This window comes from Burkholderia paludis, from assembly GCF_000732615.1.
In the GTDB taxonomy this organism is placed as follows: Bacteria; Pseudomonadota; Gammaproteobacteria; order Burkholderiales; family Burkholderiaceae; genus Burkholderia; species Burkholderia paludis.
This window is the reverse complement of record NZ_JPGL01000015.1, coordinates 86,680-110,208: the sequence shown is the minus strand read 5'-3', so window position 1 is coordinate 110,208 and position 23,529 is coordinate 86,680. Positions and strand designations below refer to the sequence as shown.

The following is a 23,529-nucleotide window of genomic DNA, read 5'->3' as shown; positions in this document are numbered from 1 at the left end:
AGGATTTCAACCGGATCGTCGACTGACCACTATCGGCTGCGGATTCAACCCGTCGATGCGACAAGCTTCAAGCTGCGCGGAGGCCGGGGGGCTGCAGACGGACCTGCCCTACAGCCAGTCAATTGCACCCAAACCGGTCGCTGGATCTGGCAAACCGAATCCGGGCAAGGCTCCCGGTTGCAGCGTCAGTCAAAATCGATCCTCAATGCGCTCTCTTCCCCATATTGCAGCTTCAAATCGACCAGGACCGCCTTTGAGAGCGCGGTTGCCAACGCGACCTTCAATTCCGGCGTAACGCCATTGAGATGAAAAGAAAATTCCCATCCCGGCGACACATCGATCCACGACACGAATAGGTCATCATCGCCGGACCGCCAAAACTGCACGTTCTTCACCACGCCTGCCGATGCCTCGTCAACGATCCCGGCTCGGGATACCGCGCTCTGCTGGCCGTCGTCGCTCCAGTGTGTGACCCGTCCGCTGTCAGGATTGACGAGCAGAAATCCAAGAGACTGAAGCAGCGTCTCGACAAAGCAAAAAGCATCCGGGAATGAACCCTTCAGCACCAGGATCAAGATTGGTTTCGCCATCGTGCTTGCCGCCCCGGGTGTCGGCCCGCGGCCGCTGTCGTTCGTGAAAGTGCGGCCGATTGTCGAAGATTTCGACGACGATGTCGAACGCCACGCTCGGCCGATTCCGGGCGGCGAAACGGTGAAGCGGCAAAGTCAGGCGCGACTCGTCTATCGCAACACAACAGGCGAACACCCGCGCAGCGACACACAAGCCAACCGCCAGGCAGTCACTCGCTCGTACTGAGCGCCGACATAGACTCTTCCACTGGCGACTTCCTGGGGCCCGACGCGGCCATGTCGATCTCGGCAAACAGTATCGCGATGTCCGTGATGCGCCGCGTGCCGGTCTTCTGCAGGATCGATTTGATCTGACTGCGGACGGTACTGATTTGCACGCCTTTCCGTACCGCATATTCGCCCGGCGTCAGCCCCGCGGCGATCGCTGCTGCAACAGCCATTTCGGCGCCCGACAGGGCAAATGACCGCGCGGCCGACGACGGCCATTCCGTCTTGCGGAACGGCCGGCGCAAGAGAACCATTGCCAGCGGCTGCGGCGAACCGAGCCCGGTCGCCACCTGCGGTTTCAGCGGCACGACACTGACCTCGATGACCAGCCCGTCGCGCTCCTGGCGCACGTAAAGCGCGGTGGCGTCCGTCTCGGGCACCGTCAGGCAGGCGCGCCGGACCCTGTGCGCCAGTTGTTGCGCAAGCCCGAGCCCGTCGAGGGTCAGGCGATTCATCTGAACATTCACCGCGGTGGACTCGCGCAGCACGGCTTCCGCTGCGCGATTGAGATAGCGGACATTGAGTTCCGCGTCGACAACGATGGCGGCGCGAGGAAGCGCGTCGAGCGCGGCACTGGTCATCAGTGCTTGATCCGCCGTACTGGCGGCCAGGTTTCGCACGCGAAAGACATTGGGCAAGTGGCTCAGCACCCGTTGAAGCTCGCCGACAGTCGTCTCGTCGTAAGGGCGATGGCCCACCGGACGATGGACCGCAAGGATCAGGCGCTGATCGCCCTCCAGGAGCGTGCCGCCGCAGGAATAGCGAAGCCCCTCGCGCACGTAGAAGTCCTGGTAGTACTCGCTGCGCTGGACCGCGCTGTCGGGTACATAGCGATGCATCGGATACATTCTTCCGCCCGGCTTGGCGAGCAGCACGCCGCGCGCCAGATCGAGACTGTGGTAATGCTCCGCATAAGCCTGCGCCCAGTTCGAGCCGTATCCCGTGAAGCGATATTCCAGAAAGCTTCCCGAAAGCGCGTCGTGCACAAAACAGTTCGCAGCCCGTGCATCGGCCAGCGCAGTCAATGCATCGAGGGCTGAATCCCATTGGTTCGGATCGACCGCGGCGGTGTAAAGCGCTGCTATCGCCTCATCTGCTGTACGTTTCATTGCCGTGGCTTCCCCGCCGCCTGTCGTATAGCCAACCCGCTGTCGCCTCGCCTGGGCATCGAGCCCGACGATTTTCCCCAATATTGTGGATGCTTCACTTACAGCGTCAAGCTAATCTTGCTCGTGAAACCGTACCGGGCGGTTAACACGGCGCAGCGGCAACCGGAAGTCGGCAAACCGCCATCGCTTCAAGCTCGGGGAAAACACACAGGCAGCTTACGAAATGATTTTGTAATAGCCGGGAATGTGGAGCATTTTCGTTCGGTTGACTGACTGATCGTTTCCGATGGACGTCAGTCCAGAAACGTCGATAAGAAGTACTAACCATACAGGCAACCTGATCGAGCGGCGACGACTCCGAACGGCATGGGCGAGCCCGCTGCAATCGCAACGTATGGCCAGGGATCGCGAAACGCCGGACCGAACACGGCAGCGGGCCCGGCAAGGAGAGTTGGAACATCGAACACGCACGTTCACGGGGCCACGATTTTTTGTCGCTTGCCCGATCGCTTCGACCGACGTGCCGAGAGTCGCGAAGCATTTCCTAAACTCGGTTGCTCGTGTGTCTGCCGGGATCGACGCAGGCTATCGAGTGGTTTTCTTTGAATTGACCACCAGGGGAATCAGCATGGAATTTGCTCATATCACGCCGAGCCGGGGACGCCTCACAGTGCTCGCGTCGGCCGCATTGTGGCTTGCCGCATGCGGTGGAGGGACCGACAGCGGACCGCAAGGCGGCTCCGCGCTGGCTGCTCCGCCGGCGATCCAGGGAACGGTCGCGAGCGGCAACCCCGTCGCGAATGCCGTGGTCACCGCCACCGATGTCAACGGCAAGACCGCCACCGCCACCGCGGACACGAACGGCAATTTCACGCTGGTCACGAGTGCGCTCACCGCACCGGTTGCGCTGGTGGCCACCGATCCGTCTGCCCAGGTCAGCCCGATGGTGTCGGTACTGGCGAGCTTGCCGACAGCCGGCCAGACCGCCACCTCGAACGTCACCACGCTCACCACGGCACTGAGTGCCCTGCTGACGTCCGACGGCAACCCGCTGGATTTCGTCACGCCCGGCGCCGCGACGACACTGAACGCGGTAACGGGCGCGAGCGTGACCGCGGCCACCGGTACGCTCGACACCTATCTGTCCAATCTGCTGGCGGCAACGGGCCTGCCTGCGAACTTCGATCCGGTCGGCACCCCCTTCACCGCGAATCACTCGGGCGCGGATGCGCTGATCGACATGGTCAGTGTCGTGCCGGAAGGCGCGGTAACCTACCTGGTCTACAAGACACCGACCAGCGCAGCGTCGCAGAAGGCGGCTTACCTCACGCTGAACAATACGTCGACGGCGGCCAACGTACCGGTCGCGCCGACGGTCAGCTCGGGCACGGTCGCGGCGCTCGTGTCGTTGCAGACCTACCTCGGCACGCTCCCTGCCGCACTGCAATCGTGCGGCGCGGCAGGCGGAACCGGCGCGGCATGCAGCGGCCTGATCGACGCGAGTTACCTGGAGAATGGTTTCACGAACATCACGCAGTACAACACCGACCTCAGCTCGTCCAGCCTGAACCTCAACGGCTCGGTACCGGTTGTCGTCTCCGTCAACAGTGCGGGAACCAGCGCATTGATCGGTATTCCTTATGGATTATCGAGCGCATCCGGGAGTAACGGGCAATACACGCTCTATACGACCGTACAGCAGACGCCGTCGGGAACCTGGGACATCATCGGCAATCAGCTTCCCTACAACCTGTCGGTGTCGACGCGGACCACTTACCGGAATTTCCTCGACACCTATACCGACCCGGCAACCGGCAACCCCGATGTCCCGTTCTTCGATGCGGGCGTGAATCTGTCGGTCGGGAGTCTGGGTACGGGGCATTCGGGTGCCAATATCAGTTTCGTCAATGTCACGGGGCCCGGCTTGCCCGGCGGAACGACCTGCAATCCGGCCGCGACGTCGGCATCGAGCCCGTGCGGCTTGTGGCTCGCGAAAGACAGCAGCGGCGACATGAATCTGCTGAGCACGGCGCCGTCTACCGCGCTGACCCGTCCGCCCACCTCCGGCATCAGCGGAACGAGCGAGTACCGCTGGTCGTGGGCGCCTTCGTCATATACGCCGCCCGCGTCGGTGGGATACTGGATCTCCGGCGGCACGCCGATCAATCTGTCGACCCTCCCGCCGCAGGCGGTCTACCAGTTCACCCTGTACAACTCGAGCGGCACGTCACTCGGCACCTACAGCGTGACCAATCCCAACAGCTTCGCGGATGCCACGCTCGGCCAGAACGCCTACAACGCGGGGTATTTCCCGGTGCTCGGCAGCGACGTCACGGCGACTTTCCTGACGGCAACGGGATCGCTGGCCGGCCAGCAAACCTCGATGTCCGTGGACTTCACGCCGCCGCCCGCGAATTCGCCGCTGACCACCACCGGCGTCTTCATCCAGTCCCGTGACAACAACAATTGCGATGTCGAATCGTCGAACGTTCCCGTCTTGCCGGGCGTCACGTCGGCCACCGTGACCGCGCCGGCCGCGAAATGCGGGAATGGCACCGCCATGGCGTTCTGGGCGATCAATAGCACGGCCGATCCCGCGTTCCGTATCGTTCAACTCAAAAGCAAGAACGCATCCGGGGTTCTGTTCTATCTGAATCAAACGGTGCGCAGCAGCAGTAGCGCGAAAAGCGCCTCCTGACGCCCGGGCGCCATCGGAGCGCGCCTGCCCGGGCGGCGTACGGTCGCGGCGTGCGGGACCGTGCGCCACGGGCGTGACGCGTTCGGCGCGAGCGCTGCATCGCAGCGTGTCGTGTCGAGGCCGCCCGGCGCAAGCCGGGCGGCACGGCCGCGGCCGATCCCGAACGTCGAAGGCAGCATGACGTTCGCCCGGCCGGGCCGTCTCGACGGCATCGCGAAGGAGTCGCCTGCGGGTTTATATTTCAGACGGACAGGCGCGCTGACGCTGGAATCGCAACCGGCCGGTTCGAGACGTCGATGTGCCGATATCGCCCCACGTCGGCATGCTCGATGCGAAAATCGCCCGTCGACGGCTCTCGCCGATTACCCGTTGCGTCCATGGACAACCCGACGATGCCCCCGAATCTCCTCACCCTGACGCACGGCGTTCAAGCCGGCGTCCAGATCCGTCCGCGCTGGCCGGCGCGGCACGTCCACGTGGATACACACGTCCTGGGCAAGCTGCAGGCAATCCAGACCGAATTGCCCGCACAGATCGACCTGATCCTGACACGTGGCTACGAGCCCCGCGCATCCGGCCTCGGTTTTGCCCGTCGCCAGTTTCGCGCGCTGGGCATCGGCACGTTCCGCCTGCTCTACCCTGCCCGGCGCGGCGAACTGGACGATATTTTCGGCAGCAACGGACACGATGTCGACGGAACGCACATCGACGTGTCGTTCAGCGTGAACGGTCGTCGCATCCGGATGCTGCCGCTCGGCGTATTCACGCCGCCCGGCTGGCAGCAGCGCCGCGTGCGGCGCTGCGCGTCGGCCCTGGCGCAGATCCAGGCCGCGCTGACGCGACACGGATTCCGGATTCACCGCAACGCCACGGAAAGCCTGCAGATTCATTGCGATCTCGTGCGTTAGCCGGGATTCGCCGTCGCCCCGCAGTTCGCCGCGCCGACGGCTTGCCTCCTCAACCGCCCGCCGGCGCCCCTTCGGTCCTCGATGGCTCGGGCGCTCGGCAGCTTCACGCCCCGGCTGGGCGATGAGAATCGAAGACGGTTGCCGATGCCAGCTCGAGCGCCGTCGGATCTTCGAATTGCTTTTCCATGAAGTCGAACATCGCCGGCGAGACTTCAAACGAAAACGTTTCGCCTTGCTCCGCATTCCGGGTCAACACACGATCGCGACGAATGTCATGCGGTGCGGTGACATAGTGCAGCGCGCTCGAAATACCGGCACTCTCGGCGCGTTCGACAAACGCCGAACGATTTCGCACCTTCATGAAGCCGAGATCCAGTACCACGTTCCCGCCATTTTTCGCGATCTGTTCGGCAGTGCGCCAGATTTGACTCTCGCAACGCTGCACGCGCGCCATGATCCAGTTCAGGTCGACCGGATCCGGAAGATCGGGGCCGTACAGCTGCGCCATCCATTCGTCGATCGAGAAGCGCGTTGCGCCGGTGGATGTTGCAAGCGTGCGCGCGTACGTGGACTTGCCTGCACCCTGCGCCCCAAAAACGATATGTACCGCCGCCATGAATCCGCCTTCCTCCGGGTAGAGCGCCAACCTGGCGCATGGTTATTGTTTCGGGTGAGACCCCGGCGGCAAGCGCCTCGCGCGATCATTCGTCGGCTTGCGCAAAATTCAACTCGACGCGATGGCCCACCGGATCGCTGAAGAATATCTGCACCTGCCCCGTGAGCGCAACGTGCTTGCGCGTGAATGCCACGTTGGCCCCGGTCAGATGGCGCGCCATTGCGTCGGCATCCGTGCAGGAAAACGCGACGTGATCGAACGTATTGGTGACGTGAGACGGGCGAGACTCGTCCGGCCGCGTTTCCGACAGATGCAGCACGGCCTGCGTGCCCGCATACAACCAATATCCGAAGCTCTTGACCGGCGGGCGAAACCCTTGCCGCAGACCGACGATGTCGACGTAGAAATCGCGGAGCGCGTCGAGTGTCGACCGGTCCGCCCGCAGATTGTAGTGATTGAATCCGGTAACCGGCATGGCGCGTAGCTCGCATGGATACAACGTGACAGGGGCGCGCGGCCTGCCGGCGTTGCTGCGCCGCACGCGATCCGCGCGAAAGCGGCAGCCCGACAGCGGCGCATCTCGGGCCGGCCATCGAAGCCGGCATCGCACCGGCCCGGCCGACCGGTAGTCGACGAAACGACCGCCAGTATATGGCCGGCAGGCGGCAACGGAGCACCGGCGTGACGATTGCCGGCCCGCAGCACGACACGATACAACGCGCCTACGAAAAACGCCTCGGCGGCCGGCACGATTTTCCGGTACAAATCGGGAACGCTGACATTCCCCGCGGACCATCGGAGACCTTCGTTCATGGCTCGGCCAAACGCCCCGGATATCGCAACGGCAACCCGCACGAACACCGGCGACCACCCCTCGCCGGTTCCCGCCATCGTAGCGTCGAGCACCGCGGTGCTCGTCATGCACTACCAGACCGACATCCTCGGGCTCTTTCCGTCGGTCGCGCCCGGGCTGCTCGCCGATACGCGCCGGCTCTGCGACGCGGCGCGCGCCGGCGGCATCGGCGTCTGGTTCGCGAATCTCCGGTTCAGCCCCGGCTATCCGGAAATCAGCCCGCGCAACAAGAACGGCCAGGGCATCAGGCAGCTCGGCCGCTTCGTCGACGACGGCCCGTGCCCGGAGCTGGGCCGGCGGGAAGACGAGCCGCTGATCGTCGCGCATCGCGCCAGCGTGTTCTTCGGCACCGGCCTCGAAGCGCGGCTGGTCGAGCAAGGCATCGATTCGCTGATCATGGTCGGCATCGCATCGACCGGCGTGATGCTGTCGTCGATCGCCCACGCAAGCGACGCGGACTTCCGCCTGTACACGGTCAAGGACTGCTGCTACGACCCGGACCCGGTGGTTCACGAGCACCTGTTCTCCACCGCGTTCGAATCGCGCACGACGGTGCTGTCGCTCGCGGACGCGTTGCGGCTGCTCGCCTGAGCGCAAGCCCGGACCCGGGCGCGGCGCGCCGACGGCGCGACCTACTTCGCCGAACGCGTGTGCGGCGTATCCGTTGCGTACGCGCGCTGCGGCCACCCGCTCGTGGGCCGCAGCGCGCCGGACTTCGCGCTGGCCGACGGAACGCGGCTCGGCGAACGCCCCAGGCACGGCAAGGGCGTGCTGCCGGATTTCGATGCGGGCCGGCCGCTGCAGGCGCTGGCGAGCCGCCGGCGCGACCGGGTCGCGTACGTCGCGAGCGACGCGCAGGACCGGCTCGGATTGCGCGCCGTGCTCGTGCGGCCCGACGGTTTCGTCGCCTGGGGCGGCGAAGACGGTGCGAACCTCGACGACGCTGCCCGCGCGGCAACGCGCTGGTCCGGCGCGCCCTGCGCCGGAAACTGACCGCCGCGGCGCATGCACGATGGCCGACCGCGGCCCGAAACCGGTGTATATTGCCGACCGACAAGCCTGCATGCGCGCCGCCCACGGCACGCCCGACACCACCGAATGCCGACCCCATCCGCCCTGCCGACACCTGCCGAACTGAACCGCACGCTGCCGTTCACGGCCGGCGCGCGGCCGTGGCGGCTCGTCCGCTACGCGTGCGTCGACTGGCTCGGCATCCTGCTGTGCTGGGCCGCGATCCGCTTCGTGCCGAACCCGTTCGTCTACGCGGCGGCCGTGCTGCTGATCGCCGGCCGGCTGCAGGCGTTCGGCGTGATCCTGCACGACGCCTGCCACCTGCCGATGCGGCGCATGACGCTGCCGCTCGCACTCGTCGAGGCGCTCGCCGGCTGGACGATCGGATCGTCGATCGCCGCGATGCGCTATCACCATCTGCGTCATCATCGCGCGGTCGGCACCGCCGAGGATCCGTACCTGCACCGGCTCGCCGCGCGCGGCGGCTGGGTGCGGCGCGCGATGATGCTGCGCGGCGCGCTGCTGCCGGTCTGGTGGCCGCTGCGCGCGCTGATGGCGCCGCTCGCGCTCGCGTGGCCCGCGTTCCGGCCGTGGTACGCGCGCGGCTTCATGCAGGACCGCTCGCGCCAGGACCTGCGCCGTCATCCGGAAGTCATTGCGTGCGCACGCGCCGACCTGCCGCATTGCGCGGGCTATCTGCTCGCGATCGCGGCCGTCGTGCACTGGGATCTGCCGTTCTTCACCTACTACGGGCTACCGTGGATCGTCGGCGGCATCATGAACGCGAACCGCGTGCTGCTCGAACACGATCACGTGGAGATCGACGAGCGCGCGCCGGAATCGATCTGGCGGATGACGCGCACGATGACGTTCGGCTGGATCGGCAAGCTCGTGCTGTATCCGCGCAACATCGGCTATCACCAGGTCCATCACGCGTATCCGGCGCTCGCGCTCGAGCATCTGCCGGCCGTGCATCGTCACCTGACCGAAGGCCGGGCATCCGGGCCCGCACGCTAGGGGCTGTTGACAAAAAGCAACGAGACGACGTCCGGCGCTGTTACCTTCAACGGCAATCTGTTTACATCCTGTCTTTTGCGAGGCGGGAATGGTGCGGAGGCTGTGGCGAGGTGACCAATACGAACGCATTGCGCAGTTGCTGCCTGGCAAGGCCGGAGGCCGAGGCCGACCGGCAACCGACAACCGGGAATTTGTCGAGGCTGTTTTGTGGATTGCCCGCACAGGCAGCCCGTGGCGCGACCTCCCAGAAGAATTCGGGCGCTGGAACAGCATATACAAGCGATTCGCGCGCTGGTCCCAGGCTGGCATATGGCACGGGGTGTTTGCCGCACTGGCCGGCGACGCGGATTTCGAGGAGGTCTTCATCGACAGCACCATTGTCCGTGCACACCAGCACGCCGCTGGCGCACCCCAAAAAGGTGACCAGGCGCTAGGCCGCTCTCGTGGTGGCCTGAGCACAAAAATTCACGCGTTGGTTGACGGGTTGGGCATGCTGGCGAAATTCAGCCTCACCGGTGGTCAGGCAGGCGACGCCCTGAGGCACTACCGCTGCTGGGCGAATTCAAGCCCGGCAGCGTTGCCGCCGACAAGGCCTATGACACGAACGCCCTCATTACGCATCTGCACGCAATTGGCGCGCAGGCCGTCATTCCAAGCCGCACGAACAGGCGTGAACAGCGTCCATTGGACAGACATCTCTATCGCTCCCGCAATCTGGTCGAACGGTTCTTTGCTCGAATCAAACAGTTCCGTCGCATAGCTACCCGATACGATAAATTGTCCCAGCGCTACGCGTCCTTCGTTGCTGCAGCCGCTTCGTTCATATGGCTTGTTTAAATCACTGTCGGATAACGCGCGACGCTGAGTAAGTGCCACCAGAGTTCGGAATATTAAGTAGGCTTCAGGAGGCGCTACGATGTGGCCCGTAGCCGTCTAATGACGAGGCCATTAACGAATAACGGGGGAGTGCATGCTGCAGGTAGACAGTGGCCGGGTTACCGACCCGAAAACGCTTTCGCCGATTGAGATCGTGGAGGCCTGCGGGGAACACGGGCAGTTGGTTGTCCAGTTCAGCACGCCTGAAGCCTACAACCCGGTGATACTGCAATCGCTGAACGAAGCTTGCCGGCTAGCCGGGGACCGCCTTCAGGTCCGGTTCTACGGGCACTACTGGACGCCGTTCGATGCGGCCTTGCTGCGCCATTTGCCCGAAACACGCGACCTTGCAGTCGATTGCCTTTCCGAGATCGTCCATGAAGAAGAAGTCGGCCTGCTTCCAAAGCTGAAACGCCTGAGCTTCGGGGTTTTCAAGCTGAATCGGCCCGACTTCCTCGACACGATCGACATTGGCCGACTTGAACGGCTTGTGCTGGCTGAAAACCATAAGCGGAATATCGATCTGTCGCCTCTAGCGCGGTGCGGATCGCTGACCGAACTATTCATCCAAGGCCATTCAAAGGATATCGACGTGATCGCAGGCCTATCCCGCCTGCGCAAGCTGACGCTCAGCTCCTACGCAAAAAAGCATCCGCTCGGCTTCATCTCGGCCATCTCGGACTTGAGGGAAATGACGCTGATCCTGGGCGGTCGCGATGACATCGACGACCTGTCTAGTACAACCATCGAGATGCTGCAAATCCTGCGCGTGCGCGGGCTTTCCACGTTGGGCGACCTATCACGCTTGCCCTCGCTTTCTACCCTGCGCATCGAGGACCAGTTGCAGCTTTCGAGGCTGGACCTGTGCGGCGCGAAGTTGGAACGGCTGTCGCTGTTCAATTGCCGGAACCTGGCCGAATTACCCGGACTAGACGTGCAGGACCGGTTGCGGGAGTTTCGCGCTTCGGGCGTGGCGCTTGACCTGAATGCATTGCGTGACCGGGATTGGTCTTCGGCTACTCGTTCTGTCAGCCTGTTTTCGGGCAGCATGAAATGGAACGACGACACCGAGGTCCGCCTGGCTGCACGTGGGTTAGGCGAGAAGGGTAGCCTCTGGCCATAATTTACCTTTCTCGACGGTCACGCGCTCTAGCAGGCTGTTGAAAAATGCCTCGCTTTGACAATCGGGGCGCTGTTTAAATGGGTTTCGTATGCGATTGGCCGCTGAGTTGCAGACGGATCGAGCCGGATGCCCCGCTGGCGAGCGGGCCGGCCGGCGTGTTGCCACGCAACTGCTGCGCTCGGGCAGCTCATCGCGTCGCTCCTTGCGGCACCGCTGTCAGTATTCGGGCCATTCGAGTCAGGTTGCTCGCCAGCATCGTCAGCTTGAAGTGCTGGTCGACTCGTTTGATGCCGCGATACGCGGTCTGCCGAATCCTGCCGACGGTCTTGCCCCAGCCGAAGTGCTCTTCGATGCGTTTGCGAATCACTTGGCTGATGCCATAACCGGCGTGCCGCGAGGTACGGCCGTCGATCGCACTGCCGCCTTGATGCGTGTCGTTGCGCGCGACGTGTGGCGTCACTTTGCGCGCTCGGCAATCCCGGACAAAGTCGCGCATGTCGTAACCCTTGTCGGCATCGAGCGTCTTGGCATGACGGCCCGGCACGCAGTCGAGCAGGCGCAACGCACTTGCGCGTTCGGCGAAACCGTCAGCGTGGCTGACCACGGCGCCAACCACCAAGCCCGAGCGGTTCTCCATCAGGATGTGCCCCTGATAACAAAGGATGGCTCCGCTTTGCCGCCCCTTTCGGAACAGGCGCGCATCCGGATCGGTACTCGATTCATGCGTGTCGTTGCTGCGCCGCTTGCCCTTCCAGTCGGTGTCGACATTGCGGCCACCGCCGGTCGGCGGATCGTCCGAACCGTCCTTGGATCGGAAGCTCTTGTGGCTGGCCCATGCCTGGATCAGCGTGCCATCGACCGAGAAGTGTTCTCTGGAGAGCAGCCCTTGCTTGTCGGCCAAGCTCATGACTTCGGTAAAGAACGCTTCGACCACTTCGTGCTCGAGCAGACGATCCCGGTTCTTGGAGAACACCGAGTGGTCCCAAACGGCGTCTTCGATCGCCAGTCCGACGAACCAGCGGAACAGCAGGTTGTAGCGCATCTGCTCCATCAGCATGCGCTCGCTGCGCACCGAGTACAGCACCTGCAGCAGCAACGCACGCAGCAGCTTCTCGGGGGGAATCGACGCACGGCCGCTGTCTGCGTAAATCGTGCCGAACAATCCGTTAAGTCGCTTCAGCGCTTGATTGACCAGCAACCGAAGCGGTCGCAACGGATGATCGGCCGGCACGACGTCTTCCAGCTTCACCGTCGTGAACAGCGGCTCTTGCATCTCGTCCATTCCGCGCATCGCTCTCGTCTGCCCAAGATCATGAACACGATATCTCTAACGCACCGCCCGCAGCACCCGTTTACACCGTTCCTAATTTCAACAGCCTGCTAGGGCCCGTTCACGCCCTCGCCGGCCGCCCTCGCCGCGCGGCCCCGCGCGGCGCGCCTACAGTTCGAACCGCATCACCTTCTCGCCGCACTGTTCGGCCGGCAGCGGCTCGTCGCGCCTGACCGCGTCGAGCAGCCGGTCGATCGCGACGTGCACGATGTCGGCGCGCACGTTGTGCGCACGAAAGCCCGGCGCGTTGTCGAGGCCCTGCCGGTGCGCGCGCATGATCCGCACGTCCTGCTGGATCACGAGGTGCGTGTACAGGTTCAGCAGCGGCCGCAGCGCGCGCAGCACCCCGCGCGGCAACCTGAAGCGATAGGCGATGTACGTATAGACGCGCGAGCGGCGCGCATCGATCGGCGTGATCTGGCTGACGATCAGGAAACCCGAGCGCTCGCCCCACAGATAGTCGCAGCGCGTCACGTTCGGCGCGATGAAGCGGTCGACGTGCGAGAGCGGCACGCGATCGGGGTTCGTGAGCCAGTCGAGGCAGAAGCCGATCTTGTCGTCGCCGTCGTGATACGTGACGGCGACGCTGTCCGGCGTCGCCGCGACCGTCGCTTCCATCGCCTGGCCGCGGCTGCTGCGGAAAATCCCGTCGTGCACGAACACCGTATGCGGCACGTCCATGAAGTTCTGCGCGAGCATCGCGATGTCGCCGTCGAACGTGTTGACCATGTAGTACGACTGCCATGGCGCGACGTCGCGGAACGGCATCCGGAAGATCGCGCGCGCCGACGGGTCGCCGGCGCCGGGATACACCCACACCAGCCCGTCGGCCACCTGCACGGGCAGCGCGCGCTGCCGGAACGGGTAGCGGCCTGGCGTGTCCGTCGGCCGCGTGCCGTCGATGCTCGGCACGTGGACGACCTGCCCCGCGCCGTCGTAGCGCCAGCCGTGATAGGGGCACACGAGCGTGTCGCGGTCGACCTTGCCGGCCGACAGGCGCGTGCCGCGATGCACGCACTGGTCGATCAGCGCGGCGATCCGCCCGTCGCGCTGCCGGAACAGCACGATGCCGGTATCGAGAATCCGCACGCCGAGCGGGTTGTCGCGCGGGAGTTCGCGTTCGGTGCACGCGACGAACCATTGCTCGCGCAGGCCGTCGGCCGGCGGCGCGGGTTCGTGCGCATCCGCCGCGTCGCGCGCCGGGCACTCGCGCCCGCATCCCTGTGGTTCGATCATGTCGTTCATCGCGTCATTCATTCGTCATCGCGAGCAGCGCGTCGGCCATCGCCGGCCGCGTCACGAGCGCGCACGGCTTCACGTCGCCCGCGCGGATGCCGGCCCGCTCGGCCGCCTGCTGCAGCAGGTCGCCGAGCCGCGCCGGCGAGCCGCCGACGCGCCGCACGCGCAGCGGGCCGAGCTGGCCGAGGCGGCGTGCGTGTGCGTAGTGGAACGCTCGCTCGAGTTCGGCTTCGACGGCCGCACGCATCGCGTCGGCCGCCGCGTCGCCGAGGTCGCCGGCAACGCACAGCACGTAATGGGGCATTCCGTCTCGCGCCGCGCTCGGCACGAGGCACGCGCCGACTTCGTCGCACGGCCCGCGCCCGCGATGCAGCGCATCGGCCGCGATCTGCTCGTCGAGCTTCTCGCCGACGAGATCGACGCTTGCCGCCGCGCGCCCGGCGAACGCGATGCGCGGTGTGCGCGCACTCATGCCGACCACGCGCACGCGATCGCCGAGCGCATAGCGATACAGCCCGCCGCCGGTGGTCAGCAGCACCTGCGCGTCGTCGCCGGGCCGCAGCCCTTCGGCATCGCACACGCTGCCGTCGTCGCGCACGAATTCGAGGTAGTGGCTGCCGATCGCGAGCGGGCAGCCTTCACCCGCGCCGAACGGAATGCTCGCGACGCCTTCGGTCGCAAACAGTCCCTTCGGCAGCCATTGCACGTGCGGAAATCGCACGCGCAACGCGTCGGCGTAATGCCGGCTCGGGCCGTCCAGCCAGCAGCTCACGGCGGCCAGGCGCGGCCACAGCGCGCGGCAATCGCCCGCGTCCGCCGCACGACGCAGCGCCGCGCGCCGCTCCGACGGCAGCGCCGCATCGACCCACGCGAGATCGCGCGCGCTGTCGGCATCGTCGCGCTCGAACAGCGGGCGCAGCACGCTCGTCAGGAACGTCGGGCTCCATACGCTGATGAACGCGAGCGCCTCGTCGGCAACGAGCGCGCGCAGCGTCTCGCGCCGCCACGTCGACACGTCGCCGGTGAGCGGCGGCACGAGCAGCGTCGACGCGAGCGCGGCCGCGCTGCTGTCGCCGAGGTAGTCGAGATCGCTGGCCGAGCCGACCGGAATCCCGTTGGGCGCCACGCCGGGCGCATGCAGCGGCGGCGACATCGACCAGTACGCACGCCCTTCGCCGAGCGCCGGGCACGCGCGGTACATGTCGGCCAGCCACACGATCATCGCGGCCTGCAGCTCGCGCAGGAACGCGGGCGTATAGGGAATCAGCTTGCTGCGCGCGGTGCTGCCGCTCGTCCGTTCGAGGAACACCGGGCGCTCGGCGGTCAGCACCGGCGCCTGCTCGTGCGACACGCGATCGAGCCACGGCAGGAAATCGGCGGCCGGCTGCACGGGCACACGCTCGCGGAACTGCGCGGGGCCGTCGATCCGGTCGAAGCCGAACCGGCGCCCGAACGCCGTGTCGCGGTTCGCGGCGAGCAGCGCCGTCAGCCGTCGCGCCTGCGCGTCGCCCGGCGCCGCGAGGCCGGCAAGCCAGCGCTCGACGTCCGGCTGCGCGGCGCGCGCGAACGCGCGCCATGCGTCGGCCGGGCTGCGGGAAGCATCCATCAGAAGTAGGTCTTGTCGAGTTGCGCGAGATCGTCGGGCAGCCGGCGCGGCGGCGCGAAGATCGTCAGCCAGCCGTACCACAGCGGCCGCGTCTCGCGCAGGTCCGATGCCGCGTGCATGTCCTGCCAGCGCAGCGCGGGGCGGCGATGATGCGTGAGGTTGTAGTTGAAGTTCAGCAGCAGCCAGCGCACGGGGGTCGGCGCGCGCATGTTGTACGTGCCTTCGACGACGTCGAGCGGCGTGCGCATGTGGTACACCCACTGCAGCGACGACCACGAGAACGCAAACGCGACATACGCGGCCAGCACCGCCGACGCCGACCAGTCGAACAGCCAGGCGGCCAGCAGCCAGGCGGCGACGCCGGCGAGCGTTTCGTAGCGGATGCGGCGGAAGTCGGCCGCGCTGAATTCCTTGAACGCGGCCGCGTAGGTGTTGTCGTCGCCGCGCGCGGCGAGCCGCTGCATCGTGCGGCCGGGCACCAGCGCGAGCACGAAGCTGCCGGCGAAACTGCCGAGCCAGATGCCGCCGAGGATCGCCGCGTAGTATTCGATGCACTTGCGCAGCAGCGATTCGTCGCCCGTCGCGAAATCCGCGCGCTCGGCGCGCGTGCGGTTGCGCACGTGATGGCCGAGATGATTCACGTGAATGAGCGTCGCGGCCGCGCCGAACATCGTGGACGCCCACCACATCATCATATAATTCGCGATCGGCCGGCGATGCCCGAACCCGTGGAAGGTTTCGTGCATCATCGAGAACACGCCCTGCATCACGAGGCAGAACGGCACGAGCACGAGCCACTTGATCGCGCCCGCGCCCGTATGCGAGAGCCAGGTGAGCGTGCCGGCCCAGATCAGGCTCTGCAGCGCGAGCACCAGCAGGTTCGCGCGATCGTAACGTCGGGTTTGCGCCGCAGCGGCTTGCGCGCTCGGTCGGTTCATGGCTCGGAATGGTGGTTGTTTGCACGGGAGGATACAACAGATGCGTCAGCCGCCGGCAACGGCCCACGCCCCGTCCCCGACGGGGCCGAACTAGCATGCGCCCGTTCCGCCGCACCGCCCCCGACGCCGACGCCGCGTCCCGCATGCCGACGCGCGACGTGCATTTCGCGATCGACAACCGCATCCCGCGCTTCTGGTATCGCGGCGCGTGCCACGTCACGCGCTTCTTCGACGCGTTTTCCGTGATGTTCCCGCTCGGCGAGCGCTTCTTCATCGAAAGCGTGCGGCCGTTTCGCGACCGCGTCGGCGGCGATGCGTCGCTCGCGGCCGAAGTCGATGCGTTCGTGCGGCAGGAGGCGTCGCATATCCGCGTGCACCGGCTCTACAACGCGCGCCTGGCGTCGCAACGCGTGCCGGTCGACGCGCTCGAAGCGCTGCTCGACGCGCGTCAGCGCAATGCCGCGCGGCAGGTGTCGCCCGTCACGCGGCTTGCGCTGACGGCCTGCCTCGAACACTACACGACGATCCTCGCGCATCGCCTGCTGAGCGACCCGGCGATCCTCGAAGGGGCCGATCCGACGATGGCGGCCGTGTGGCGCTGGCATGCGATCGAGGAAACCGAGCACAAGGCGGTCGCATTCGACGTGTTCGCGGCGGCAATGCCGAATGCGGCACGGCGTTACGTCGTACGCTGCGGCGCGATGCTCGGGATCTCGGTCTACTTCGTGATCGACCTGATCCATTTCGTGCATCGCCTCGTCGCGGTCGACGGCCAGACCCGCAACCTGCGCGGCTGGCTGCAACTGCTGCGCTGGCTGTTCGTCGCGCCGGGCATCTTCACGCGCGTGATGCCGATGTGGCTGTTCTGGTTCTCGCCGCGCTTCCATCCCGACCGGATCGACAGCGACGCGGCGCTGCGCGCGGCGCGCGCCGCGCTCGAACCGTACCTGGCCGCCGCCGCCGAGCCCGAGCCCGAACCGGAATCGCCCGCATGACGCACGCGCCATGGACGCCCGACGGGTTCGACGCGTGGCGCCGCCACTACCCGGCCACGCCGTTCGCGCGAGCCGAACCGGCCCTCGACCGCACCGACGCGTTCATCGACGGCTGGACGCGACGCACGGCCCGCCTGCCGCGGACGACGACGGTCGTGCTCGTTGCCGGGCTGTATTCCGAATGGCTGCCCGGCTGCAATCGCGGCGCGCGGCAAACGCTCGGCGCGGCCGGCTATCGCGTGCTGACGGCGCCCGTGCGTTCCGCCTACAGCGTGTTCGAGCAGGGCGCGCAGATCGGCGCGTACCTGCGCGCACGGTTGCCGGCCGATGACGAATTCGTCGTGCTCGCGCACAGCAAGGGCGGCATCGACACGCTCGCCGCGCTCGTCGGCGATCCGGCGCTGGCCGCGCGTTGCGCGGGCATGGCGCTCGTGCAGCCGCCGTGCGGCCCCTCTGCGATCGTCGATACGATCTTCCGTCACGGCGTGCCGCCGCACGTGGCCGCGCCGTGGCCCGACCGCGTCGCGCGGCGCCTGCTGCGCATGCGCTGGGCGGACGCCGGCACGCGCGACATCAGCAGCCACCGCGATCCGCGCGTCGGCGCGATGCTCGCGGCATTGCCGCGCGATCTCCATCTCGTGCACGGCGTGAGCTGGTCGATCGAGGCGTCCACGCGCTTCGATTCGCATCATGGGCGGCTGAACGGCCATCGTCCCGGCTGCGCGCACGACGGGCAGTTCTATCTCGAACACCAGGTGATGGCCGGCGTGCCGCAGATCTGCCTGCCGCGGCTCGATCACGGCCAGCCCGTGCTCGGCGGGCTCGGCTTCGACGCCGGCCGTTTCTGGCTCGCGCTGGCCGACCTGCTGCACGTCACGCGCGCTCAGACCAGGTAGATCTCGAAACCCGGCACGCGGCCGGCCAGCAGGCCGTCGAGCGGCTCGGCCGGCGCCCCGGTCGACAGCGTGTAGAGATCCATCGGCGTACGCGCGGCGCGATAGCGCGCGAGCGCCGGCCCGAGCGGATCGCCGTCGTACAGGCACAGCTGCATCAGCGCATGGTGCTTGCGCACGCGCAGCCAGGCGGTGTCGAGCAGCGCGGCGAACACCGACGGCGCGCGGTCGCGCACCTGCAGGTGCGTCAGGTAGACGTCGCGCAACGGCTCGCCGGGCGCCGCGATCCGCGGGCGGCGCAACGCGGGCGCGCACGCGTTGAACGCGGCGCGGACCGCCTGCAACGGCAACGGCAGCCGCTCGAGCACGATCCGCTTGATCGCCCCCGCATCCCACGGCGCGACGCAGCCGCGCAGGTTGCCGCGCGCGTCGAGCGCCAGCAGGAACGCGCCGATGCCGAACGACGGCCACGTATCGAGCCGCCGCGCGAACTCGTCCGCGGAGAACACGCCGCCGAACGGCTGGCGGCGCGACTCGGCATCGAGAAACGCGCGCAGCGCATCCGCGTGATGCGGCTGCGCGTCGACGATCCGGATGCCGTCCGCGCGGCGCGGCGCGGACGATACCCCGCGCTGCGCATAGATCGATACGTTCTCGTAGCCGTGCCAGTGCGAGAAGCGCAGCCGGTTCTCGCGCCGCGACCGCGCCAGCGACTGCACCGCGAGCCGGTTGTCGCGGATCATGCAGCAGTACGCGTGCCGCACGCCGGCTTCGGCGCGCAGCGCCGCGAAGCGTTCGCGCACCGAGTCGGTCCATTCGCGCGAGAGCCGCCGGTCGGGCATCAGGCGCAGGTCGCCGAGATAGGCGACCGGCTGTGCACGTTCGCCGAGATAGCCGTCGCGCACGACGAGGCTCGCGAGCCCCTTCAGCGCCGCGCGCTCGTCCTCCGCGAGCCAGACCTCATGGTGCCGCGCATGGCAGCGGTGCAGCGCGAAGTAGTCCGGCGCACGGTCGAATCGCAGCGGCAGGCTGCCCTGCATCGCGTGGCGGGCCTGGAATTCGAGGATGCGCGCGTTGTCGGCCGGTTGCGCGAGACGGATCCGCATGGATGCGGCTCACGCGCCGTCGAACAGCCGGCGCGCGAGCGGCCGCAGGTTCGACGCCGACAGTTCGCACAGGCACACGAGTTCGTCGCCGCGCGCATAGCCGGGGTTGCGCGCGAGGAAATAGTCGACATCGGCGAGCCGCCGGTGCGCGACCGGCACTTCCGCGAGCGCGGGTGCGAGCCGGCCCTGCGGCGTGTCGAACGACAGCAGGCCGGTAGCGGGATCGTACGCGTGCCCGTAGCGGCTCGCGGCCAGGTAATCCATCAGGCCCTGTGTCGCCGGCGCGGTCAGGTTGTCGGCGCGCGGCGCGTAGTCGCGCGCGAACGCGCGCAGATAGCGATAGGTGCGATGCCCCTTGCAGATCAGGAACCAGTACAGCGGCACGGCGGGCGCCTGCCGCCACACGTCGCCCGCGTGGCGGATCCACGCGAACGCGAGATGCTGCGTGCCCCAGTGGGCGGGATCGATGATCGTATCGCCGGAAAAGATCACGCGGATCGGCGTGTCGCGCCAGTGCGTGTCGTACTGCTTGAGCGTCGAGAAACCCTGGATCGCGCCGCCGCCGTCGCGCAGCACGATGCAGTGCGTCTTGTCGCCGAGGTCGCGGTCGAACTGCGCGCGGCCCGTGTCGCAATAGGACGCCGCATACAGCGAGAACATCCGGTCGATGTCGTCGGGGCCCAGGGCCGCACGCTCGACGGCGGTGGCACGCAACTCCATCGGGTACTCCTGCAAGACTGAACAGCTTGCTATGATAGCCCGTTACCCACCCGCCGCCGCCATGCCCCACGTCCTTTCCCGCCAGGATTCGAACGTCGCGCCGATCGCCCGGCCATGGCTGCTCCTCGTCGTCTATCTCGTCGTCACCGGCGCACTCTACCGCTTCGTCACGCACCTGCCGCTCGGACCGGTCGCGACCGTTCCGGCCAGCGCGCTCGATCGCGCGATTCCGCTGGTGCCCGGCACGGTGCCGCTCTATCTGACCTACTTGCTCGTGATGCCCGCGCTCGTCTGGATCGGGCGCGGGCGCGCCTGGCTGCTGCCCGCGTTCTTCGCGGGCGCGCTCGCGACGGGGCTGTGCCTCGTGTGCCATCTGCTGCGGCCCACCGCCGTGTCGTGGCCGGCCGCCGACAGCGGCTGGATCGCGTGGCTGCAGCGGATCGATACGCCGCTCGCCGCGTCGCCGAGCGGGCACGTCGCGCTGCCGGTCGCCATCGCGCTCGTGCTGCTGGCGCTGCGGCAACGCACGGCGCTGCTGTTCGTCGCGTGGAGCGCGTTGCTGATGGCGACGGTGCTGACCACCGGCCAGCATCGCATCGCGGATGTCGCGTGGGGCGGCGCGGTCGGCCTCGCCGCCGGCGCGGCAACGCTCGCGCTGCTGCGCGCGAAGGCCGACCTGCGCACGGCGGCGGCCGCGCTGTTCGAATGGGCATGCATCGTCGTGGCGATCCGCGTGGCTGTCGCATTCGGCTCGTGGCTCCCGTATGCGCTCGCCGCGCTCGTCGTCGCGACGCGACAGCATGCGCTGTTCATCCTGTATCACGACGCGACCCACTATCACCTCACGCGCCGACGCGGCCTCAACGATTTCCTGATCAACCTCGCGATCGGCGTGCCGGGGCTCGTGCCCGTCGAGTTCTACCGGCCGCTGCATCTCGCGCATCACCGCCATCTCGGCACCGGGCAAGACCCGGAGCGGCGCTTCCTCTATCACGGCCAGCCGTGGCGGTTCCGGCCGCTCGGCGCGGCGCCGCTCGCGCGCCAGTTCCTCGGCGACCTGTTCGTGCTGAACATGGTGCGCAACATGGCGGCGTTCCGTCGCGCGGGCGGGCAGAACGTGCGGCTCGGCCGCCCGTTCCACGCGGCGGCGGCAGTCTGGGTGGCGATCGTCGCACTGCTCGTGTGGGCCTGTTCCGCGCGCACGCTCATGCTGGTCGCCGCGCTATGGTTCGTGCCGTTGCTCACGCTGTCGGTGCTGCTGCAGAAAATCCGCAGCATGGCCGAGCACAGCGGCGGCCCGCATGCGACGCCGGGCTGGGCGGACTGGACGTATTCATGGCGCACGGGCTGGATCGGCCGCGTACTCGTGTGGCCGTATCACATCAACCTGCACCTGCAGCATCACCGGAATCCGGCGGTGCCGTGGCACGCGTTGCCGAACGCGGTGGACGACGGCGAACCGCAGCTGGCATCGCGCGACCTCGTCGCGCTGCTGTGGCGCGGCCGCACGATGACCGGGCGGCACGTCCCGTCATCCGGGCCATCCACGGCCGAAGCCGCACGGCCCGCCGAAGCCGCCGACGCGCTCCGAACGCGGCCCCTCGCGCCCCTGCCGGACCCGCAACCACGAACCGCGGAACCGCATCGCGCATCCGCCCTGCCGCGCCTGCCCGGCATCCAGATGCTGCGCGGCGTCGCGATCCTGCTCGTGCTGATGCAGCACTACCTGCTCGCGCTGCCGGACGGCACCGTCGCCGATCGCCTGTCGCTGTGGGGCGGAGTCGACCTGTTCTTCGCGATCTCGGGCTTCGTGATCAGCCGCTCGCTGCTGGCCGGCCGCGCCAACGGCCGCATCGATGCGGCCGACTGGCGTGCGTTCTGGATCAGGCGCGCGGGCCGGCTGCTGCCGGCCGCATGGACATGGCTCGCCGTCGGCCTCGCGCTGGGCTCCGTGCTGACGGCCCTGGGCCCCGTCGACCTGGCCGCGCAACTGCGCGGCACGGCCGCCGGCGCATTCGGCTATGCGAATATCTTCTGGGCCGGCTGCCATGCGGACGGTGCCGCGGCCCGATGCGGATTGCCGCAGTTGACGTCGATCTACTGGAGCCTGTCGCTCGAAGAACAGTTCTATCTCGTACTCGCGACCGCGCTGCTCGCGATCCGCCTGCGCACGGTGCTGGTCGTGGCGCTGGCCGGTGTCGTGCTGCTCAACACGCAGCCCGTCCACGCGTTCGACCTGCGCTGGTTCACGCGTATCGACGCGCTCGTGCTCGGTGCGGGCGTGTATGCGCTGCACCGCAGCCACGCATCGCGCCGCGTGGCCGCCTGGCTCGCCGCCCGGCGCCTCGTGGCCCCTGCCGGGATCGTATTGCTGGCCCTGCTCGTCGGCGCGCCGTCGATCTCGCCCGGCGATCCGCTCGCGATCCTCGCGCTGGCCGCCGCCGGCCTCGTATGGCTGGCAACCGCCCGCGAGCGCGACGACGACACCCGTCGCCGCGGCCGGCCCTACGCCATGCTGGACTGGATCGGCGAGCGCGCCTATTCGATCTACCTCTGCCACCTTCCGGTGCTGCTCGTCGCCGACGAAATCCTGTGGCGCACCGGCGGCCTCGCGCACGCCGGATGGCCGCGACTGGCCGCGACCGCGATCGGCTCGCTCGGCGCGATCGCGCTGGCGGCTACCCTCTCGTACCGTTATCTGGAACAACCGGGCATCCGATGGAGCAAGCGCCTGACACGCCCGGCCACCGATCCGACATGAAATTTCCGTTCCGGCGCTCGCGCACGCCCGACGCCCGCCCGGCGTCGCCCCCGATTCCACGACGCGACCTGCGTTTTCCGCTCGACGACGCCGTTCCCCGGTACTGGTACCGAGGCTGGTGTCACGTCACGCGTTTCTTCGATGCGTTCTCGATCATGTTTCCGCTCGGCGAGCGGTTCTTCATCGACAGCGTCGCCCACTTCCGCGACAAGATTCCCGCCGGCACGCCGCTCGCGGACGACGTTGCCGGTTTCATTCACCAGGAAGCGACGCACATTCGCGAGCACCGCGCCTACAACCAGCGGCTCGCCGCGCAAGGCGCGCCGGTCGATGCACTCGAAGCGCTGATCCGGCGCCGCCAGCAGACCAGCCTCGCGGCCATGCCGGCCCTCACGCGCCTTGCGCTGACGGCCTGCCTGGAACACTACACGGCGATCCTGGCCGACCAGTTGCTGACGCATCCGGAGATACTCGACGGCGCCGAGCCGACGATGGCCGCGATCTGGCGCTGGCATGCGGTCGAGGAAACGGAACACAAGGCGGTCGCGTTCGACGTCCTCGCCACCGTCGAGCCGCGCCCGCTCAGGCGTTACCTGATTCGCTGCGGCGCGATGCTCGCGGTATCGGTGTATTTCGTCCTCGACCTCGCGTATTTCATCTACCGTCTCGCCGCCGCCGACCGGCAGCGGCGCAACCTGCGCGAATGGGTGCGGCTGCAATGGTGGCTGTTCGTGCATCCCGGCGTGTTCACGCGCATCGCGCCGGCATGGCTGTTCTGGTTCGCGCCGTGGTTTCATCCGGCCCGGCTCGACAGCGGCGACGTGCTGCGCGCCGCGCGCCGGACGCTCGAGGAGCGCGTCTGACCCGGCGCGA

The 23,529-nt window shown here is 67.3% G+C and carries 22 protein-coding genes; 12 read left to right on the top strand and 10 right to left on the bottom strand.

Going from position 1 to position 23,529, the window contains the following annotated elements:
* Positions 1-185: 185 nt before the first annotated feature.
* On the bottom strand, positions 186-590 hold the full coding sequence (locus GQ56_RS0111505) for a hypothetical protein (RefSeq protein WP_031398796.1): 405 nt from the start codon (positions 588-590) through the stop codon (positions 186-188).
* A gap of 1 nt (position 591) precedes the next feature.
* Here GQ56_RS0111505 and GQ56_RS0111500 point away from each other — a divergent pair, with 1 nt between their 5' ends.
* Entirely contained in the window at positions 592-816 is a 225-nt protein-coding gene (locus GQ56_RS0111500; protein WP_031398795.1) for a hypothetical protein, read from the top strand.
* On the opposite strand, the gene GQ56_RS0111495 is transcribed toward GQ56_RS0111500, so the two are convergent.
* Positions 800-1,966, bottom strand: a complete 1,167-nt coding sequence (locus GQ56_RS0111495; protein WP_235212687.1) for a nitrogen regulation protein NR(II) — start codon at positions 1,964-1,966, stop codon at positions 800-802. The two genes, GQ56_RS0111500 and GQ56_RS0111495, sit on opposite strands and share 17 nt — an antisense overlap.
* A gap of 628 nt (positions 1,967-2,594) precedes the next feature.
* Between GQ56_RS0111495 and GQ56_RS0111490 the strand changes: the two genes are divergently transcribed.
* Together GQ56_RS0111490 and GQ56_RS0111485 are read left to right on the top strand one after the other, a co-directional pair.
* Entirely contained in the window at positions 2,595-4,664 is a 2,070-nt protein-coding gene (locus GQ56_RS0111490; RefSeq protein ID WP_152601726.1) for a carboxypeptidase-like regulatory domain-containing protein, read from the top strand.
* 377 nt (positions 4,665-5,041) lie between these two features.
* Positions 5,042-5,572, top strand: a complete 531-nt coding sequence (locus GQ56_RS0111485) for a hypothetical protein (protein ID WP_031398792.1) — start codon at positions 5,042-5,044, stop codon at positions 5,570-5,572.
* A gap of 103 nt (positions 5,573-5,675) precedes the next feature.
* On the opposite strand, the gene GQ56_RS0111480 is transcribed toward GQ56_RS0111485, so the two are convergent.
* Both GQ56_RS0111480 and GQ56_RS0111475 read right to left on the bottom strand, forming a co-directional pair.
* Positions 5,676-6,188: an AAA family ATPase gene (locus tag GQ56_RS0111480; RefSeq protein WP_043301309.1), complete on the bottom strand. Its 513-nt coding sequence runs from the start codon at positions 6,186-6,188 to the stop codon at positions 5,676-5,678.
* 85 nt (positions 6,189-6,273) lie between these two features.
* Positions 6,274-6,663: a VOC family protein gene (locus GQ56_RS0111475; RefSeq protein ID WP_031398790.1), complete on the bottom strand. Its 390-nt coding sequence runs from the start codon at positions 6,661-6,663 to the stop codon at positions 6,274-6,276.
* Between the two features lie 336 nt (positions 6,664-6,999).
* On the opposite strand from GQ56_RS0111475, the gene GQ56_RS0111470 reads away from it, so the two are divergent.
* From GQ56_RS0111470 to GQ56_RS0111455, 5 genes are all read left to right on the top strand, one after another.
* Positions 7,000-7,632 (top strand): isochorismatase family cysteine hydrolase, encoded by a 633-nt coding sequence (locus GQ56_RS0111470; RefSeq protein WP_031398789.1) that lies wholly within the window; start codon positions 7,000-7,002, stop codon positions 7,630-7,632.
* Between the two features lie 57 nt (positions 7,633-7,689).
* Complete coding sequence (locus tag GQ56_RS0111465; protein ID WP_031398788.1) at positions 7,690-8,034, top strand: aromatic-ring hydroxylase C-terminal domain-containing protein; 345 nt, start codon at positions 7,690-7,692, stop codon at positions 8,032-8,034.
* Positions 8,035-8,139: 105 nt separating this feature from the next.
* Positions 8,140-9,069, top strand: coding sequence for a fatty acid desaturase family protein (locus tag GQ56_RS0111460; protein WP_031398787.1), 930 nt, complete (start codon positions 8,140-8,142; stop codon positions 9,067-9,069).
* An 88-nt stretch (positions 9,070-9,157) separates the two neighbouring features.
* Positions 9,158-9,906 (top strand): IS5 family transposase gene (locus GQ56_RS41115; protein ID WP_407638586.1). Its coding sequence is split into 2 segments (ribosomal slippage): positions 9,158-9,602 and positions 9,602-9,906, totalling 750 coding nucleotides; the frame shifts between segments, so codons are not numbered across the junction.
* 133 nt (positions 9,907-10,039) lie between these two features.
* Positions 10,040-11,068 carry a hypothetical protein gene (locus tag GQ56_RS0111455; RefSeq protein ID WP_031398786.1) on the top strand — a complete coding sequence of 343 codons (1,029 nt, stop codon included), beginning with the start codon at positions 10,040-10,042 and terminating at the stop codon, positions 11,066-11,068.
* 187 nt (positions 11,069-11,255) lie between these two features.
* Here GQ56_RS0111455 and GQ56_RS0111450 read toward each other — a convergent pair whose 3' ends face one another.
* The 4 genes from GQ56_RS0111450 to GQ56_RS0111435 form a co-directional block, all read right to left on the bottom strand.
* A complete protein-coding gene (locus GQ56_RS0111450; protein ID WP_081894893.1) occupies positions 11,256-12,350 on the bottom strand; it encodes an IS5 family transposase in 1,095 nt (364 codons plus the stop codon).
* 156 nt (positions 12,351-12,506) lie between these two features.
* Complete coding sequence (locus GQ56_RS0111445; protein WP_235212686.1) at positions 12,507-13,634, bottom strand: aromatic ring-hydroxylating oxygenase subunit alpha; 1,128 nt, start codon at positions 13,632-13,634, stop codon at positions 12,507-12,509.
* A 13-nt stretch (positions 13,635-13,647) separates the two neighbouring features.
* Positions 13,648-15,243 carry a GH3 family domain-containing protein gene (locus GQ56_RS0111440; protein WP_031398783.1) on the bottom strand — a complete coding sequence of 532 codons (1,596 nt, stop codon included), beginning with the start codon at positions 15,241-15,243 and terminating at the stop codon, positions 13,648-13,650.
* Positions 15,243-16,181, bottom strand: coding sequence for a fatty acid desaturase family protein (locus GQ56_RS0111435; protein ID WP_031398782.1), 939 nt, complete (start codon positions 16,179-16,181; stop codon positions 15,243-15,245). Before GQ56_RS0111435 ends, GQ56_RS0111440 begins: the two co-directional genes overlap by 1 nt.
* Before the next feature lie 95 nt (positions 16,182-16,276).
* Between GQ56_RS0111435 and GQ56_RS0111430 the strand changes: the two genes are divergently transcribed.
* The gene (locus GQ56_RS0111430; RefSeq protein ID WP_043301301.1) at positions 16,277-17,176 is read left to right on the top strand and encodes a metal-dependent hydrolase; all 900 of its coding nucleotides are present in this window, start codon (positions 16,277-16,279) and stop codon (positions 17,174-17,176) included.
* Entirely contained in the window at positions 17,173-18,072 is a 900-nt protein-coding gene (locus tag GQ56_RS0111425; RefSeq protein ID WP_031398780.1) for a lipase family protein, read from the top strand. The genes GQ56_RS0111430 and GQ56_RS0111425 overlap by 4 nt, the downstream gene beginning before the upstream one ends.
* Here the strand turns inward: GQ56_RS0111425 and GQ56_RS0111420 are convergent.
* A complete protein-coding gene (locus GQ56_RS0111420; protein ID WP_031398779.1) occupies positions 18,060-19,175 on the bottom strand; it encodes a hypothetical protein in 1,116 nt (371 codons plus the stop codon). The genes GQ56_RS0111425 and GQ56_RS0111420 overlap by 13 nt on opposite strands.
* Before the next feature lie 9 nt (positions 19,176-19,184).
* Complete coding sequence (locus tag GQ56_RS0111415) at positions 19,185-19,895, bottom strand: hypothetical protein (RefSeq protein WP_031398778.1); 711 nt, start codon at positions 19,893-19,895, stop codon at positions 19,185-19,187.
* A gap of 61 nt (positions 19,896-19,956) precedes the next feature.
* On the opposite strand from GQ56_RS0111415, the gene GQ56_RS43090 reads away from it, so the two are divergent.
* Complete coding sequence (locus tag GQ56_RS43090) at positions 19,957-22,656, top strand: fatty acid desaturase (protein ID WP_081894891.1); 2,700 nt, start codon at positions 19,957-19,959, stop codon at positions 22,654-22,656.
* Positions 22,653-23,519 (top strand): metal-dependent hydrolase, encoded by an 867-nt coding sequence (locus GQ56_RS0111405; RefSeq protein ID WP_031398776.1) that lies wholly within the window; start codon positions 22,653-22,655, stop codon positions 23,517-23,519. Before GQ56_RS43090 ends, GQ56_RS0111405 begins: the two co-directional genes overlap by 4 nt.
* Positions 23,520-23,529: the final 10 nt, after the last annotated feature.

Coding starts and splice junctions, on each gene's coding strand:
- GQ56_RS0111505 (WP_031398796.1), bottom strand. CDS start 590: ATGGCGAAACCAATCTTGATCCTGGTGCTGAAGGGTTCATTCCCGGAT.
- GQ56_RS0111495 (WP_235212687.1), bottom strand. CDS start 1,966: ATGAAACGTACAGCAGATGAGGCGATAGCAGCGCTTTACACCGCCGCG.
- GQ56_RS0111490 (WP_152601726.1), top strand. CDS start 2,595: ATGGAATTTGCTCATATCACGCCGAGCCGGGGACGCCTCACAGTGCTC.
- GQ56_RS0111485 (WP_031398792.1), top strand. CDS start 5,042: ATGGACAACCCGACGATGCCCCCGAATCTCCTCACCCTGACGCACGGC.
- GQ56_RS0111480 (WP_043301309.1), bottom strand. CDS start 6,188: ATGGCGGCGGTACATATCGTTTTTGGGGCGCAGGGTGCAGGCAAGTCC.
- GQ56_RS0111475 (WP_031398790.1), bottom strand. CDS start 6,663: ATGCCGGTTACCGGATTCAATCACTACAATCTGCGGGCGGACCGGTCG.
- GQ56_RS0111470 (WP_031398789.1), top strand. CDS start 7,000: ATGGCTCGGCCAAACGCCCCGGATATCGCAACGGCAACCCGCACGAAC.
- GQ56_RS0111460 (WP_031398787.1), top strand. CDS start 8,140: ATGCCGACCCCATCCGCCCTGCCGACACCTGCCGAACTGAACCGCACG.
- GQ56_RS0111455 (WP_031398786.1), top strand. CDS start 10,040: ATGCTGCAGGTAGACAGTGGCCGGGTTACCGACCCGAAAACGCTTTCG.
- GQ56_RS0111450 (WP_081894893.1), bottom strand. CDS start 12,350: ATGGACGAGATGCAAGAGCCGCTGTTCACGACGGTGAAGCTGGAAGAC.
- GQ56_RS0111445 (WP_235212686.1), bottom strand. CDS start 13,634: ATGATCGAACCACAGGGATGCGGGCGCGAGTGCCCGGCGCGCGACGCG.
- GQ56_RS0111440 (WP_031398783.1), bottom strand. CDS start 15,243: ATGGATGCTTCCCGCAGCCCGGCCGACGCATGGCGCGCGTTCGCGCGC.
- GQ56_RS0111435 (WP_031398782.1), bottom strand. CDS start 16,181: ATGAACCGACCGAGCGCGCAAGCCGCTGCGGCGCAAACCCGACGTTAC.
- GQ56_RS0111430 (WP_043301301.1), top strand. CDS start 16,277: ATGCGCCCGTTCCGCCGCACCGCCCCCGACGCCGACGCCGCGTCCCGC.
- GQ56_RS0111425 (WP_031398780.1), top strand. CDS start 17,173: ATGACGCACGCGCCATGGACGCCCGACGGGTTCGACGCGTGGCGCCGC.
- GQ56_RS0111420 (WP_031398779.1), bottom strand. CDS start 19,175: ATGCGGATCCGTCTCGCGCAACCGGCCGACAACGCGCGCATCCTCGAA.
- GQ56_RS0111415 (WP_031398778.1), bottom strand. CDS start 19,895: ATGGAGTTGCGTGCCACCGCCGTCGAGCGTGCGGCCCTGGGCCCCGAC.
- GQ56_RS43090 (WP_081894891.1), top strand. CDS start 19,957: ATGCCCCACGTCCTTTCCCGCCAGGATTCGAACGTCGCGCCGATCGCC.
- GQ56_RS0111405 (WP_031398776.1), top strand. CDS start 22,653: ATGAAATTTCCGTTCCGGCGCTCGCGCACGCCCGACGCCCGCCCGGCG.